This is a genomic window from Streptomyces sp. NPDC001668 (assembly GCF_042893155.1).
GTDB lineage: Bacteria > Actinomycetota > Actinomycetes > Streptomycetales > Streptomycetaceae > Streptomyces.
Map to the genome: position 1 here is coordinate 79631 of NZ_JBIAUQ010000017.1, position 14708 is coordinate 94338.

Below are 14708 nucleotides of genomic sequence, written 5' to 3' on the forward strand. Positions count from 1 at the left end.
GCCCGAACAGCCTCCATGTCACATTCCGGTGCCCTCAATCAGTCATACCGGCGAGGACGACCACGAAAAAGAAGACGCGACCCCGAACAGAGGGAGACCCCAGCCATGCACCGCATCACCGTCATCGGCGGCGGCCTCGCCGGGCTCACCGCGGCGATCACCGCCGCCGAGGCGGGCGCCAAGGTCACCGTGTACGAGGCCCATCACACGCTCGGGGGCCGGGCCAGGACCGCCGAGGGGCCGTACCGGACCAATGACGGCCCGCACGCCCTCTACAACGGCGGCCCGCACTGGGCCTGGCTCCAGCAGCGCGACCTCATCGGACCGCTCGCCCCGCTCCCGCCCCTGGAGGCGGCCCGGCTGCGCCTGCGGCACAAGGGCGCACTGCGCCGCACCCCGCCCTTCGCGATGCTCAAGCTGCTGCGCCGCAGCGCCCAACAGGCGCCGGTCGACGTGGACTTCATGTCGTGGGCAACCGCTCAGGCCGGCGAGGAGGGTGCCCGCGCCGCCGCCCACTACTCCGCTGTCGCCCTCTTCCACCACGACCCGGGCGCCCTGTCCGCCGCGTTCGTGCAGGAACGGCTGCGGCGTGCCACCAAGCTGCCGCCCGAGGCGCACTACCCGCGCGGCGGCTGGGCCGGCGTCGTCGACCGGATGGCCGCCCGCGCCTGGAACCTGGGCGTCCGGATGGAGACCCTGTCCCGCGTCGACGCCCTGCCCACCGACACCCCCGTCGTCGTCGCCACCTCCCTCGACGCGGCCCGCCGGCTCCTCCGCGACGACTCGCTGACCTGGCCCAGCGGCCGTACGGCACTCCTCGACCTCGCCCTGCGCACCCGGCGCGGTGACGCCTTCGCCGTCTCCGACCTCGACTCCCCCGGCTGGATCGAACGGTTCACCGCCCAGGACCGCACCCTGGCCCCCGCGGGCGAACAACTCCTCCAGGGGCAGCTCCCCATCGCCCCGCACGAGACCAGGGCCGACGGCATCGCGCGCGCGGAGCAACTGCTCGATCTCGCCTTCGACGGCTGGCGCGAACGCGTCACCTGGCGCCGCGAGTCCGTCGCGAACGGCCGTACGGGAGCCGTCGACCTGCCCGGCACCAGCTGGCGCGACCGGCCCGCCATCGACCGGGGCGACGGCGTCTATCTCGCGGGCGACCAGGTCGCGGCGCCCGGGGTGCTCTCCGAGGTGTCCTTCAACAGCGCCCTCACCGCCGTGTCCCTGGCGCTCGGCCGGAACGCCCTTGACCTCAAGCACGCTTGAGGTCAGAGAGTGGGCGCACACCGACACACAGGAGGGTTCCGCCCATGCACGCCATCCGCCTGCACGCCTTCGGCCCCGCCGAGAACCTCACCTACGAGCGGACCGACGACCCGGTACCGAGCCCCGGCCAGGTCCGTATCGCCGTACGGGCGGCCGGGGTCCACCTCCTGGACACCGCCCTGCGCGAGGGACAGCAGGGCCCGCTGCCCGAGCCGACCGCGCTGCCCACCATCCCCGGCCGTGAGGTGGCCGGAGTCGTCGAGTCCCTCGGCGAGGGCGTCGCCGGGCTCTGGCTCGGCAAGCGTGTGGTCGCCCACCTCGGCTTCGCCCCCGGAGGCTACGCCGAACTCGCCGTCACCGATGTCGACCGCGTCCACGAGATCCCCGCGAACCTCGACTTCGCCCAGGCCGTCGCCATGATCGGCACGGGCCGTACGGCCATGGGGATCGTCCAGTTCGCCGAACTCGGCCCCACCTCCGTGGCCGTGATCCCGGCGGCGGCCGGAGGCATCGGCACCCTGCTCGTGCAGTACGCGAAGAACGCCGGGGCGACCGTCGTCGGCCTCGCGGGCGGCCCGGCGAAGACGGCACAGGTGCAGGCCAACGGCGCCGACCTCGCCGTCGACTACACGGACCCCTCGTGGCCGGACAAGGTCCGCGCCTTCCTCGGCGGTCGGCCCGCCACCGTCGTCCTCGACGGCGTAGGTGGCGAGATCGCCCGCGAGTCCGTCGGCCTCCTCGGCGACCAGGGCCGGCACCTCGTCTTCGGCTGGTCCGGCGAGGGCATCCACGACGGACAGCCGTACCTCGTCGAGGGCGTCTCCGAGCAGGTCCTCGGACCCGTCATGGCGCGGAAGGCCGGCGGCCCCCATCCGATCCGCACCCTCGAACTGCGCGCCCTCGCCGAGGCCGCCGCGGGCCGCCTCGTCCCCGCCGTACAGCGCTTCCCGCTCGCCGAGGCGGCCGCCGCGCACCGGGCGCTGGAGACCCGCGGCACCACCGGAAAGGTGGTCCTGGAGCCCTGACGCACCCAGGACAGGTCAGTGCCTCCCGGCCACCCGGTCCGCCCACCGCGCGAGCCGGGACGAGTCCGCGCTGTGACTCGTGAACTCCCGCCGGTCCGCGGTCCGGTACGTGGCGTACATGCCCTGCACGCCCAGCCAGCGCAGCGGTTCCGGCTCCCACCTGCGCACCTTGTGGCCGACCCACGGCAGTTCGGTCAGCTCGGTCCGGCCGCCCTGTCCGGAGTCCTGCTGGACCAGGTCCCGCAGGGTGCGGGCGGCCAGGTTGGCGGTGGCGACGCCCGAGCCGACGTAGCCGCCCGCCCAGCCGAGGCCCGTCGAACGGTCCAGCGTCACCGACGCGCACCAGTCGCGCGGCACGCCGAGGACGCCCGACCAGGCGTGCGCGATCCGCGTCCCGGCCAGCATCGGGAAGAACCCCACCAGGATCTCCCGCAGCGCCTCGACCGTCGCCGCCTGCGTCCGCCCGTCGTTGTCGGTACGCGAGCCGAAGCGGTACGGCACCCCGCGCCCGCCCAGCGCGATCCGCCCGTCGGCGGTGCGCTGCGCGTACATGTACGCGTGCGCCATGTCCCCCAGCGTCTGGCGCCCCTCCCAGCCGATCGCCGCCCACTGCCCGTCCGTCAGCGGCTCGGTGGCGATCATCGAGGAGTTCATCGGCAGCCAGGTCCGCTTCTGGCCCTTCAGCGCGGCCGTGAAGCCCTCCGTGCAGCGCAGCACATAGGGCGCGCGGACGGTGCCGTACGGCGTGATCGCGTGCTTGGGCCGGATCTCCGTCACCGGCGTCTGCTCGTGGATGACCACGCCCAGCGCCTCGACGGCCGCCGCGAGCCCCTTCACCAGCTTCACCGGGTGCACCCGCGCCCCGTGCGGCGTCCACGACGACCCCACCGCGTCCGCGACCCGGACCCGCTCCGCCGTCTCCCGGGCACCGTACAGCTCACGGTCCTTCTCGCCGTACGACAGCTCGTGCTCGTGGAAGGCCCGCAGCCGCGCCAACTGCGCGGGCGTACGCGCGACTTCGAGAACGCCGCCCTTGTGGAGCCCGGCGTCGAAGCCCTCCTCACCGACCACCCGGACGACCTCGTCGACGGTGTCGTTCATGGCCTTCTGCAGGCGTACGGCGGCCTCGTGGCCGTGCAGCTTCGCGTACCGGTCGCGGCCCGCGACGCCGTTGTACAGCCAGCCGCCGTTGCGCCCCGAGGCGCCGTACCCGCAGAACTTCTGCTCCAGCACGGTGATCCGCAGGAAGGGCACCGCCTTCTTCAGGTAGTACGCCGTCCACAGCCCCGTGTACCCGCCGCCGACGATCACCACGTCCGCCGAGGCGTCACCGCCGAGCGGCTCCCGCGCCTCGGGAAAGCCGTCGTCCGCGTACCAGAAGGAGACGCCGCCGTTCACGGCACTGCTGCTCATGGCCTGGGACGTTAACCCGCCGACGCACCCGCTGTCTCCTTCGGATTCCGCACTCTCACCAGCGGGTAGCACCCGAATCCGATCAGCACGGAGGCGAAGTGCCCGAGATCGGTGAAGGTCCGCCCGGTCACCAGGGGCACCGCGTACACCACGAGCACCGCGAACCCGTAGACGTACCGCCAGGGTTCCGGAATCCGGTACACCAGCACCGCGATCACCCCCGCCAGCGCGTAACTCACCCCGATGTCCAGCGTGTTGACCGCCGAGGCCGGCGCCATCCCGTGCCGGATCCCCCACAGCAGCGCCCCCTCGCTGATCAGCGTGGCCAGCACATGCGCCGCCGCGCACACCGCCAGCCAGCGCGCGGTCCCCAGCCAGCGCTCCGCCGGCGCGTGGAAGACGGAGTAGAGGACGACGTACGGCAGCCAGTGCCCGCTGTCGATCCACATGGCGCTGGAGACCAGGACCCGCACCGGATTGCTCGACAGCTCATGGATGTTGGTCGAGCGCTGCCGCAGGAACTCCTCCTCGAACTCCGGCGACATGTGGTGCAACGCCACCGTCGTCACGAACAGGACCGCCAGCCACACATAGGTGCCGGGGGCTCTGCGGACGTAGACCCGCACCCTGTGGACACCCCGGTTAATTCGCATGAGGCGATTCACCCACGCCGGTAGGGTCCGGCACGTGATCGACATCCCGGAGGAACTGGCGGCGACACAGGAGCTTTACAACGGCGACAGGGGACGGGAGTTCATCGCCGGACTGCCCGCCCTGGTCGAGGACTTCCTGGAACGCTGGCAGCTCAGACCGGACGGCTCCCCCATGCACGGCGTCACCGCGCTCGTCCTGCCGGTCGTCAGCGTCGACACCGGCACCCCGGCCGTCCTCAAACTCCAGCTCCTCGACGAGGAGAGCGCCGGCGAACCCGTCGCCCTGCGCCAGTGGGACGGCGACGGCGCGGTCCGCCTCCTCGACCACGACCCGGTCACCCACACCATGCTCCTGGAACGCCTCGACTCCACCCGCATGCTGTCCACCCTGCCCGGCACCCGGGACGCGGTCCTCGTCATCGCCGGCCTCCTCGCCCGGCTCACCGCGGGGCCCGCACCCGCCGGGACACGCCGGCTCGGCGACATCGCGCGCACCATGCTGGACCGGACCCCCGAAGCCCTCCGCCGCATCCCCGACCCGCAGACCCGCCGTACCGTCGCCGACTGCGCGGCCGCCGTACGCGAGGTCGCCGGCGAACCCGGCGACCGGCTCCTGCACTGGGACCTGCACGACGAGAACGTCCTCGCCTCCGAACGCGCCCCCTGGCTCGCCATCGACCCCAAACCCCTCGCCGGGGACCCCGGATTCGAACTCTGGCCCGCCCTCGCCAACCGCTACGACGCCGACGAGGTCCTCTGGCGCTTCGACGCCATGACCGACGTCCTCGGCCTGGACCGCGCACGCGCCCGTGCCTGGACCCTCGGACGACTCCTCCAGAACGCCCTCTGGGACATCGAGGACGGCCGCCCCCTGGAACCCCGCCACCTCGACATCGCCCACCGCCTGCGCACCCCCCGGAGCCGACAGCCGTGATCCGCCCCGCCACCCCCGCCGACATCCCCGCCATCCACACCCTGATCCGCGAACTCGCCGACTACGAAAGGGCCCTGGAGGAAGCCAAGGCCACCGAGGAACAGCTCCACGAAGCCCTCTTCGGCCCCCACCCCGCCGCCCACGCCCACGTGGCCACCGACACCACCGGCACCGTGGTCGGCTACGCGATCTGGTTCCTCAACTTCTCCACCTGGCGCGGCGTCCACGGCATCTACCTGGAGGACCTCTACGTCCGCCCCACCGCCCGCGGCGGCGGCCACGGCAAGGCCCTGCTCACCGAACTCGCCCGCATCTGCGTCGCACGCGGCTACCAGCGCCTCGAATGGTCCGTCCTCAACTGGAACACCCCCGCCATCGACTTCTACGCGGCCCTCGGCGCCCGCCCGCAGGACGAGTGGACGGTGTACCGCCTCACCGACGAAGCCCTCCTGAAGGCCGCCGACACCGCGTGACCACCCCCGCCTTCGTCCCCGGCCTCGAACTGGCCCGCCGCTTCCACACCGAAGCGGTCGGCCCCCTCCTCGCGGAGACCGCACCCGGCATCCCGTACTCCGCCGCACGCATCGGCCCCGGCTCCGAAGTCCTCGGCCACGACACCCCGCGCTCCGCCGACCACGAATGGGGCCCACGCCTCCAGCTCTTCCTCCACCCCCAGGACGTCCCCCGCCACGCCGCCCGCATCCGACAGGCCCTCGCCGAACGCCTCCCGAAGACCTTCCACGGCTACCCCACCTACTTCGCCCCCACCGGCGAGACCCGCGACATCCGCGTCATGCGCGCCACCGACGGCCCCGTACACCACCGCGTCGAGATCACCCACGTCCCCGCATGGTTCACCGACACCCTCGGCTTCGACCCGACCTCCGGGATCACCCCGGCCGACTGGCTCGCCGCCCCCACCCAACGCCTCGCCGAAGTCACCGCCGGCGCCGTCTTCCACGACGGCCTCCACACCCTCACCCCGGTCCGCGCCGCCCTGCGCTGGTACCCGCACGACCTGTGGCGCTACGTCCTGGCCTGCCAGTGGCAACGCATCGCCCACGAAGAGGCCTTCGTCGGCCGCTGCGGCGAGGTCGGAGACGAACTCGGCGCCGCCGTCGTCGCCGCCCGCCTCACCCGCCACCTGATGCGCCTGTGCCTCCTCATGGACCGCCGCTACCCGCCGTACGGCAAATGGCTCGGCACCGCCTTCACCCGCACCCCGGCGGGCCACCGCCTCACCCCGGTCCTCACAGCCGCCCTCACGGCCACCGACCCTCACCAGCGCGAGACCCACCTCGCCACCGCCTACGAGACCGTCGCCGGCCTGCACAACCGGCTCGCCCTCACGGACCCGCTCGACCCCACGACACGGCCGTACCACTCCCGCCCCTTCCAGGTCCTGCGCGCGGACCGCTTCGCACAGGCCCTCCTGTCCGGCGTCACGGACCCGGCGATCCGGGAACTGCCACTGCCGGGACCACCGGACACCGAACCGGAGAACGCGCCCCACCCATAAAGCCCCCGGTCACCAGCTGATCGCGGCCGCCACCGGACGGTGGTCGCTCCCGGTCGCCGGAAGCACCCAGGAACTCCTCGGGTCCACTCCACGCACCAGGATCTGGTCGATCCGCGCCACCGGGAACCCCGCAGGCCAGGTGAACCCGAACCCGTCACCGGCCGCGTCCTGGACCGAGCTCAGACGCGAGGTGAGACCGGCGAACGCGCGGTCGTCCGTGGTGCCGTTCAGATCACCGAGCAGCACCACCCGCCCGCTCGGCTCGGCGGCGACGGCCTTCGCGAGCGCCTCCGCGTTGCGGTCCCGGCTCTCCGTCCAGAACCCGGTCCCGGGCATCACCCGCACGGACCCCAGGTGGGCCACATACACCGCCAGCGGGCCCCCGTCCGTGGCCACCGTGGCACGCAGCGCCCGGTTGGAGGGCAGCGTGTCGGCGGCCGACTTGGCGGCCCCCAGCGGCCCGGCGTCCTGCGCGGTGTCGACCACCCGGGCGTCCGACAACGGCAACCTGCTCCACAGCCCGACCGTGCCCAGCACCACGTGGTACGGATACGCCGTCGCCAGCGCCTTCTCGTACACCGGCACCGCCTGCGGGGTGATCTCCTCCAGCCCCAGCACGTCCGCCCCGGAGGCGGCCAGGTCACGAGCCGTGCCGACCGGGTCGGAGTTGCCGGCGCCGACATTGTGGCCGACCACGACGAGATCACCGCCCGACCGGGACTTGTCGCCGAGCAGCCCCCCGAACAGGCTCAGCCACACCGTCACCGGCAGCAACAGCGCGACCACCGCGGACGCGGAACGGCGCCAGAGCGCCCCCGCCAGCAACACCGGCACCAACAGCCCGAACCACGGCAGGAACGTCTCCACCAGGCTGCCGAGACCGCCGTAGTCCGGGATCTGCGCGTGCAGCAGCATGAACAGCCCGAGCAGCAACCCCAGCACGGCAAGCACCGGGCCACGCTTCCAGGGGCCGGGGCGCAGGCCGGCCCGGACGATCCGGCGGACGGGCCCCTCCTGCCCGGTGTCCGCCATGTCCGCCGTGTCCACGCGAGCCGTTGTCACTGTCTTGCTCACTGAGTCGTCCTCGGGTCCTGAGTCGGGTCGGCACACATCCACCGCCAGTGAAGGCGGCGCGGTGTTGCCGGCACGTATGCGGATTTCGATACGCCCGCGATATGCGCCCGCTCGTAGCATCGAAGACATGCGTGTGCTGATCGTCGAGGACGAGCTCTACCTTGCGGAGGCCATCCGCGACGGCCTGCGCCTGGAAGCGATCGCGGCCGACATCGCGGGCGACGGCGACACCGCCCTCGAACTGCTGGGCATCAACACCTACGACATCGCCGTCCTCGACCGCGACGTCCCCGGACCCAACGGCGACGAGATCGCCAAACGCATCATCGCCTCCGGCAGCGGCATGCCCATCCTCATGCTCACCGCCGCCGACCGCCTCGACGACAAAGCCTCCGGCTTCGAACTCGGCGCCGACGACTACCTCACCAAACCCTTCGAACTCCGCGAACTCGCCCTCAGACTCCGAGCACTCGACCGCCGACGCCCGCACAAACGGCCCCCCGTCCGCGAGATCGCCGGCCTGCGCCTCGACCCGTTCCGCAGAGAGGTCTACCGCGACGGCCGCTACGTCGCCCTCACCAGGAAACAATTCGCCGTACTGGAAGTCCTCGTCGCCGCCGACGGCGGAGTCGTCAGCGCCGAAGAACTCCTGGAACGCGCCTGGGACGAGAACGCCGACCCCTTCACCAACGCCGTACGCATCACCGTCTCCGCCCTGCGCAAACGACTCGGCGAACCCTGGATCATCGCCACCGTCGCCGGAGTCGGATACCGCATCGACACCCAGCCGCCGACCGGACACGAGACCGTGAACGAGGGAGCGGACCGTGGATAGAGCGCCCGGCCTGAGCGTCCGCCTCAAACTCGCCCTCAGCTACGCCGGGTTCCTCATGCTCGCCAGCGTCCTGGCCATCGCCGCCGTGGGGGTGTTCTTCCTGCGCAACGGGCAGCTCGGATACAACGAATCAGGGGCGCTACAAGCCACCCCCGGCACCTGGTTCCTGAAGGGCTTCGCCCCCACGGCCGCCGCGGTCATGGCGTTCCTGCTGGTGTTCGGCCTCCTGGGCGGCTGGATCCTCGCCGGCCGCATGCTCGCCCCCCTCACCCGCATCACGGACGCCACCCGCACCGCCGCCACCGGCTCCCTCTCCCACCGGATCCGGCTGCCCGGCCGCAAGGACGAGTTCCGCGAACTCGCCGACGCCTTCGACGCGATGCTCGCCCGCCTCGAAGCCCACGTCGCCGAACAGCGCAGATTCGCGGCCAACGCCTCCCACGAACTGCGCACCCCGCTCGCCATCTCCAAAGCCCTCATCGACGTGGCCCGCACCGACCCCGGCCAGGACACCGGCGAAGTCCTCGACCGCCTCCACACCGTCAACACCCGGGCCATCGACCTCACCGAGGCACTGCTCCTGGTCAGCCGCACCGAACAGCGGTCCTTCACCCGAGAGCCCGTCGACCTGTCCCTGCTGGCGGAGGAAGCCACCGAAACCCTCCTCCCCCTCGCGGAGAAGAACGGCGTCACCCTCGAGACCCACGGCGACATCGCCCCGACCACCGGCTCCCAGGCACTCCTGCTGCAACTGACCACGAACCTCGTCCACAACGCGATCGTCCACAACCTCCCCGACCGGGGCACGGTCCGCGTCACCACCGACGCCCACCCCACGACAGTCACCCTCACCGTCGAGAACACCGGCGACCAGCTCGCCCCGGAACTGATCTCGACCCTCGCCGAACCCTTCCGGCGCGGCACCGAACGCATCCACACCGACCACGCGGGCGTCGGCCTGGGCCTCGCCATCGTCAAGACGATCACCCAGGCCCACGACGGCACCCTGACCCTCACCCCACGCCCCGAGGGCGGCCTGCGCGTGAGCGTGGAACTACCGGCGACGGATCCGTCCACCCACGACAAAAGCCCAGGTCAGGCGTGATCTGACCTGGGCTTCCAGAGAGCCCCCTGTCGGATTCGAACCGACGACCTACGCATTACAAGTGCGTTGCTCTGGCCAGCTGAGCTAAGGAGGCGCCCGTGCAGTGTACCCAGGTCACCAGGGCGCCCCGTCGAAAATTTCCGCGAAGTTCACAGTCCTCCAGGTACTGACAGACGCGTGAACGCCGGGTACCGTCCTGACCCAGTCCACCTGCGTGGACTACACCACCACCTTCCTACAACGGATCGTCCGGCACGTTCCTGCCGGTAGAAGGGGGCCTCTGAGCCATGGCCACTGTTTCGTTCGACAAGGCGACCCGTATTTACCCGGGTTCCACGAAGCCCGCCGTCGACGGTCTCGACATCCACATCGAGGACGGCGAGTTCCTCGTCCTGGTCGGCCCGTCCGGCTGTGGCAAGTCCACCTCGCTCCGCATGCTGGCGGGGCTCGAGGACGTCAACGGCGGCGCCATCCGCATCGGTGACCGCGACGTGACGCACCTGCCGCCGAAGGACCGGGACATCGCCATGGTGTTCCAGAACTACGCGCTGTACCCGCACATGACGGTCGCCGACAACATGGGCTTCGCGCTCAAGATCGCCGGCATCAACAAGGCGGAGATCCGGCAGAAGGTCGAGGAGGCCGCGAAGATCCTCGACCTCACCGAGTACCTGGACCGCAAGCCGAAGGCCCTCTCCGGTGGTCAGCGCCAGCGTGTCGCGATGGGCCGCGCCATCGTGCGTGAGCCCCAGGTCTTCCTCATGGACGAGCCGCTGTCGAACCTCGACGCCAAGCTCCGTGTGTCGACGCGTACGCAGATCGCCTCGCTCCAGCGCCGTCTCGGCATCACCACCGTCTACGTCACCCACGACCAGGTCGAGGCCATGACGATGGGCGACCGCGTGGCCGTGCTCAAGGACGGTCTGCTCCAGCAGGTCGACTCCCCGCGCAACATGTACGACCGCCCGGCGAACCTGTTCGTCGCCGGCTTCATCGGCTCCCCGGCGATGAACCTCGTCGAGGTCCCGATCACCGACGGCGGTGTGAAGTTCGGCAACAGCGTGGTGCCCGTCAACCGCGAGGCCCTCAAGGCCGCCTCCGACAAGGGTGACACCACGGTGACCGTGGGCGTCCGCCCCGAGCACTTCGACATCGTCGAGCACAACGGCGCCGCCGCCTCGGCCCTCTCCAAGGACACCGAGGACGCCCCGGCCGGTCTCGCGGTCTCCGTGAACGTGGTCGAGGAGCTCGGCGCCGACGGTTACGTCTACGGTTCCGCCAAGGTCGACGGCGAGCTGAAGGACCTGGTCGTCCGTGTCAGCGGCCGCGCGGTCCCGGAGAAGGGCGCCACGCTGCACGTCGTGCCGCGTCCGGGCGAGACCCACGTGTTCTCGACCTCGACGGGCGAGCGCCTCTCCGACTGAGGACGAACGGCGACAATTCACCCAGGTTGACGAAGAGGGCCCCGCAGCGCGTCTGCGGGGCCCTCCTCGCGCTCGGAAAACCGCGGAGGTTGTCGACAAATACCCCGGCAGACCGGTCATTTCGAGCAGTGTGCGTCAACGCCCTACCCAATGAACGGCACCATCTCATCCCCCGAACCGGTGACTAAATGTCGCCAAATCATTACCGCACGCTACCCTCACACGCGTGAAGCACTCCACTTACCAACAGACGCGACGCGGCCGGGGCCCCGCCCGCCGTATCGGCCGCTCCCTCGCCCTTGTCCTGCCCGTCGTCCTGGTGCTCTCCGGGACCCTCGCGGTCACCCGAGTCAACTGGTCGGGGGATCCCTCGAGCTCCTCGGTGCTCACCGCCTCGGACGCGACGGTCTCGGACAGCAAGCCGCGCAGCGCGCCCCTGGCCCCGCAGGACGTCCTGCGCGGGCGGCTGCTGACCGAGCTCCAGGAGAAGAACCCGGGCATCGCCCTCACGCACCTCCAGGAGGCCGTGAACGAGCGTCCGTCGCTCGCCAGGCACTGCGTGTCCATCGCGCGGGCCCTGGGCCGCGCGGCGGTCCGTGTGTACGGCCCCACGCGCGCGCAGTCGTACGCCCGCCCCGTCTGCGACACCTCCTTCGCGACGGGTGTGGCGGCGGCACACAGCTGACCCTCGCGAGACGGGATGCCGCCCTGGGTCCGGAAGGGGCGCGTCGTACAGTTTCGGTCATGACCGATCAGAACGCCGCGTCCCGTCCGACCCAGGCCGTGATCCTGGCCGGCGGCCAGGGCTCCCGGCTGCGTCCCTACACCGACGACCGGCCCAAGCCGATGGTCGAGATCCCCGGTACGGGGACTCCGATCATCGGCCATCAGCTTGTCTGGCTCGCCGAGGAAGGCGTGACGGACGTGGTGATCAGCTGTGGGCATCTCGCCGAGGTGCTCCAGGACTGGCTGAAGACGGCCGACCTGCCGGTGCGCGTCCAGACCGTCATCGAGACGGAGCCGCTCGGCCGGGGCGGCGGTCTGAAGTACGCGGCGGCGCGTCTGCCGCACCCGGAGCGGGCGTGGTACGCGACGAACGGTGACATCTGGACCCGGTTCTCGCTGCGCGACATGGCGGACTTCCACATCGAGCGCGACGCGGTGGCGACGCTGGCGCTGGCGCGGCCGCGGATTCCGTGGGGGGCGGTGCAGACCGACGGGTTCGGTCACATCACGGACTTCATCGAGGCGCCGCCGTCGACGTTCGAGATCAACGCCGGTGTGTACGTGTTCTCGCCCGCGTTCGCCGAGCTGCTGCCGGAGCGGGGGGATCATGAGCGGACGACGTTTCCCACGCTGGCGCGTGAGCTGCGGCTGGCCGGGTTCCCGATTCCGCAGGGGGCGTACTGGCGGGCCATCGACACGGCGAAGGATCTGACGGAGGCGGCGAAGGAGCTGGCGGCGCTCGGTCGCTGAAGGGCGCCGGTCGTTGGAGGCCGCTCGGTCGTTGAAGGGCGCCGGTCGTTGGAGGCCGCTCGGTCGTTGGAGGCCGCCGGCCGTTGGAGGCGCTCGGTCGTTGGAGGCCTACGTCGCTGGAGGCGTACGCCGAGAAGGTCCCGCACATTCTCTGTGCGGGACCTTCTCGTTGTGCGGGCGGTGTCCTTCAGCCGGTGGGGTCGCCCAGTACGTCGCCCACCGGCCCGCCTACCCCAACAGGCCGCCCACCAGGCCCGGTTGACCGGAGGAAGAGCCTCCGGTGCCGGAGCCGCCTGTGGAGCCGCCGGAGGTGCTCGTGCCGCCGGTGGGGCCGGAGGTGGTGCTGGGGGCCTGCTCGGCCGGGGAGGACTGCTGGGGCGAGGTCTGTCCCGTGGTGCCCTGGGTCTGGCTGGGTGAGCCGCCGGTGCCCGTGCCGGTGTCGCGGGTGGCGCCGGGGGTGGCGGAGGTGTGGGTGGACGGGCCGCTGGTGGCGCCCTGGCTGGGCTTCGTGGACGCCGACGGGCGCTTCTTGTGGGCCTTGGCGGAGTCCTGCGGGAGCGGGGAGCCGGGCAGTTCGTTGCGTGGGGCCTCGCCGGGGCCGGGGACGATCACCCGGTCGGCGTCCCGGACGGCTCCGCCGAGGACCGAGCCGATCAGGAGGGTGAGGCCGGTGACGATGGCCGTGATGAGGGCGCCGCGGCGCAGGACGAAGCGGCGCAGTTCCCAGATGTCGGAGTGGGGTCCGAGGCGGCGCCAGGCGTTGCCCGCGAGGCGGCCGTCGATGGAGTAGACGGGGGCGCCGGCGATGATCAGCGGGGACCAGGCGGCGAGGTAGATGATGTCGGGGGTGTCGTAGGCGGGGACGCTCTTCCAGCTGACGGTGACGAGGAGCGCGGCGGAGAGGCCGGCGCCGACGACCGCGGCGACGCGCTGCCAGCAGCCCAGGATCGTGAGGACGCCCACGATGACCTGGAGGAAGGCGATGACGAGGCCGGAGCCGACGGGGTGCTGGAGGGCGAACTGGCGCAGTGGTTCGGCCACGTCCCACGGGTGCAGGGTGTTGAGCCACTTGACCATGGAGCCGCGTTTGCCGCCGTCGAAGTAGACGGGGTCGCAGAGCTTGCCCATGCCGGCGTAGATGGAGATGAAGCCGAGGAAGATCCGGAGCGGGAGGAGGACGACGCCGAGGTTCATACGGCGGCCGGGGTAGTAGGCGTGCCGTGCGGCCTCGTCGCCCTGTCGCCTGGTGGCGCGGTCGGCGCGGGCCTCGTCGAAGCCGTCGTCGAACTCCTGGCCCGCGTAGGCGGGTTCGTCGTCCGCGCTGCCGACCGTGCGCATGCTGGGCAGGAGTCGGGTGCCGTCGCCGCCGGGCGTGCGCTGGGCGCCGACGACCGGGGTCTCCATGGTCTGGGCCAACTCGTCGTCGTAGTCGCCCTGGTAGCCGTGGTCGACGTCGATGCGGGGGATGACCTGGGTGGCTCCGGCGTCGGCGGCGGGCGCGTCGGTATGGCCGACGCTGCCGCCCCGCACGGCCTGGAGCAGGCGGTGGGCGCCGGTGTCGTCGGGGGCGGACCTGCCGCTCCACACGACGGGCCTGCGGCGCCCGGCGGCGGGGGCGGCGCCGGTTCTGACCGCCGTGGTGCCGACGGCCGCGATGCGCGCGGTCTCCTCGGCGGCGCTCAAGTGCCGTGCGATCCGCTGGGATTGGGCGGTGCGCCGCGTCGACGCGCCCAGCTGGACGCGGAAGCTGGCGTGGTTGACGATGATCTGCGCCGGATCGCTCGGCACCTTCACCATGCTCAGCGCGGGAGCGTCATCGAACCCGGTATCGAATCCCGACGAGCGGCCCCCCGTGGGTGTGCGGGGTGTTCTGGTGTCCACACTCATCTAACCGAGTGACGTGTGATTAGGACACTGCTTTGACCCGCCGGATCTGTCCGGACCCCGTCAAGGTTGCCCGGTGGGCGAGGAACACCCCGTGTGG

Annotated in this window: 14 protein-coding genes and 1 tRNA gene; 10 read left to right on the forward strand and 5 right to left on the reverse strand. The window is 71.5% G+C overall.

The window, feature by feature from the left end:
• The first annotated feature begins 105 nt into the window (after positions 1 to 105).
• Together ACFYZ8_RS37185 and ACFYZ8_RS37190 are read left to right on the forward strand one after the other, a co-directional pair.
• Positions 106 to 1266 carry an NAD(P)-binding protein gene (locus ACFYZ8_RS37185; RefSeq protein WP_388540117.1) on the forward strand — a complete coding sequence of 387 codons (1161 nt, stop codon included), beginning with the start codon at positions 106 to 108 and terminating at the stop codon, positions 1264 to 1266.
• Between the two features lie 44 nt (positions 1267 to 1310).
• Entirely contained in the window at positions 1311 to 2291 is a 981-nt protein-coding gene (locus ACFYZ8_RS37190; RefSeq protein ID WP_388540114.1) for a zinc-binding dehydrogenase, read from the forward strand.
• A gap of 15 nt (positions 2292 to 2306) precedes the next feature.
• Here ACFYZ8_RS37190 and ACFYZ8_RS37195 read toward each other — a convergent pair whose 3' ends face one another.
• On the reverse strand, positions 2307 to 3704 hold the full coding sequence (locus tag ACFYZ8_RS37195; RefSeq protein WP_388540112.1) for an NAD(P)/FAD-dependent oxidoreductase: 1398 nt from the start codon (positions 3702 to 3704) through the stop codon (positions 2307 to 2309).
• Between the two features lie 11 nt (positions 3705 to 3715).
• Positions 3716 to 4357 (reverse strand): rhomboid-like protein, encoded by a 642-nt coding sequence (locus ACFYZ8_RS37200; protein WP_388540109.1) that lies wholly within the window; start codon positions 4355 to 4357, stop codon positions 3716 to 3718.
• Between ACFYZ8_RS37200 and ACFYZ8_RS37205 the strand changes: the two genes are divergently transcribed.
• From ACFYZ8_RS37205 to ACFYZ8_RS37215, 3 genes are read left to right on the forward strand one after another with little or no spacing between them, the layout of a single operon-like run.
• Positions 4356 to 5291 (forward strand): aminoglycoside phosphotransferase family protein, encoded by a 936-nt coding sequence (locus ACFYZ8_RS37205; protein ID WP_388540106.1) that lies wholly within the window; start codon positions 4356 to 4358, stop codon positions 5289 to 5291. The two genes, ACFYZ8_RS37200 and ACFYZ8_RS37205, sit on opposite strands and share 2 nt — an antisense overlap.
• On the forward strand, positions 5288 to 5764 hold the full coding sequence (locus tag ACFYZ8_RS37210; protein WP_388540104.1) for a GNAT family N-acetyltransferase: 477 nt from the start codon (positions 5288 to 5290) through the stop codon (positions 5762 to 5764). Before ACFYZ8_RS37205 ends, ACFYZ8_RS37210 begins: the two co-directional genes overlap by 4 nt.
• Positions 5761 to 6810 (forward strand): DUF4037 domain-containing protein, encoded by a 1050-nt coding sequence (locus ACFYZ8_RS37215; protein WP_388540102.1) that lies wholly within the window; start codon positions 5761 to 5763, stop codon positions 6808 to 6810. Before ACFYZ8_RS37210 ends, ACFYZ8_RS37215 begins: the two co-directional genes overlap by 4 nt.
• 9 nt (positions 6811 to 6819) lie before the next feature.
• On the opposite strand, the gene ACFYZ8_RS37220 is transcribed toward ACFYZ8_RS37215, so the two are convergent.
• Positions 6820 to 7842, reverse strand: a complete 1023-nt coding sequence (locus tag ACFYZ8_RS37220; protein WP_388540236.1) for an endonuclease/exonuclease/phosphatase family protein — start codon at positions 7840 to 7842, stop codon at positions 6820 to 6822.
• A gap of 169 nt (positions 7843 to 8011) precedes the next feature.
• Between ACFYZ8_RS37220 and ACFYZ8_RS37225 the strand changes: the two genes are divergently transcribed.
• Both ACFYZ8_RS37225 and ACFYZ8_RS37230 read left to right on the forward strand, forming a co-directional pair.
• A complete protein-coding gene (locus ACFYZ8_RS37225; protein WP_359039717.1) occupies positions 8012 to 8719 on the forward strand; it encodes a response regulator transcription factor in 708 nt (235 codons plus the stop codon).
• Positions 8712 to 9824, forward strand: a complete 1113-nt coding sequence (locus ACFYZ8_RS37230) for a sensor histidine kinase (protein ID WP_388540099.1) — start codon at positions 8712 to 8714, stop codon at positions 9822 to 9824. Before ACFYZ8_RS37225 ends, ACFYZ8_RS37230 begins: the two co-directional genes overlap by 8 nt.
• A 20-nt stretch (positions 9825 to 9844) precedes the next feature.
• Here ACFYZ8_RS37230 and ACFYZ8_RS37235 read toward each other — a convergent pair.
• Positions 9845 to 9918 (reverse strand) — tRNA-Thr (locus ACFYZ8_RS37235).
• A gap of 193 nt (positions 9919 to 10111) precedes the next feature.
• Here ACFYZ8_RS37235 and ACFYZ8_RS37240 point away from each other — a divergent pair.
• The 3 genes from ACFYZ8_RS37240 to ACFYZ8_RS37250 all read left to right on the forward strand — a co-directional run bounded on the left by ACFYZ8_RS37240 (position 10112) and on the right by ACFYZ8_RS37250 (position 12724).
• Entirely contained in the window at positions 10112 to 11248 is a 1137-nt protein-coding gene (locus tag ACFYZ8_RS37240; protein WP_007382936.1) for an ABC transporter ATP-binding protein, read from the forward strand.
• A 226-nt stretch (positions 11249 to 11474) separates the two neighbouring features.
• Positions 11475 to 11933 (forward strand): hypothetical protein, encoded by a 459-nt coding sequence (locus ACFYZ8_RS37245; RefSeq protein ID WP_359039713.1) that lies wholly within the window; start codon positions 11475 to 11477, stop codon positions 11931 to 11933.
• 59 nt (positions 11934 to 11992) lie between these two features.
• On the forward strand, positions 11993 to 12724 hold the full coding sequence (locus ACFYZ8_RS37250; protein WP_359039711.1) for a nucleotidyltransferase family protein: 732 nt from the start codon (positions 11993 to 11995) through the stop codon (positions 12722 to 12724).
• A 228-nt stretch (positions 12725 to 12952) separates the two neighbouring features.
• Here the strand turns inward: ACFYZ8_RS37250 and ACFYZ8_RS37255 are convergent, their stop codons facing one another.
• Positions 12953 to 14611, reverse strand: coding sequence for a DoxX family protein (locus tag ACFYZ8_RS37255; protein ID WP_388540094.1), 1659 nt, complete (start codon positions 14609 to 14611; stop codon positions 12953 to 12955).
• Positions 14612 to 14708 lie beyond the last annotated feature (97 nt).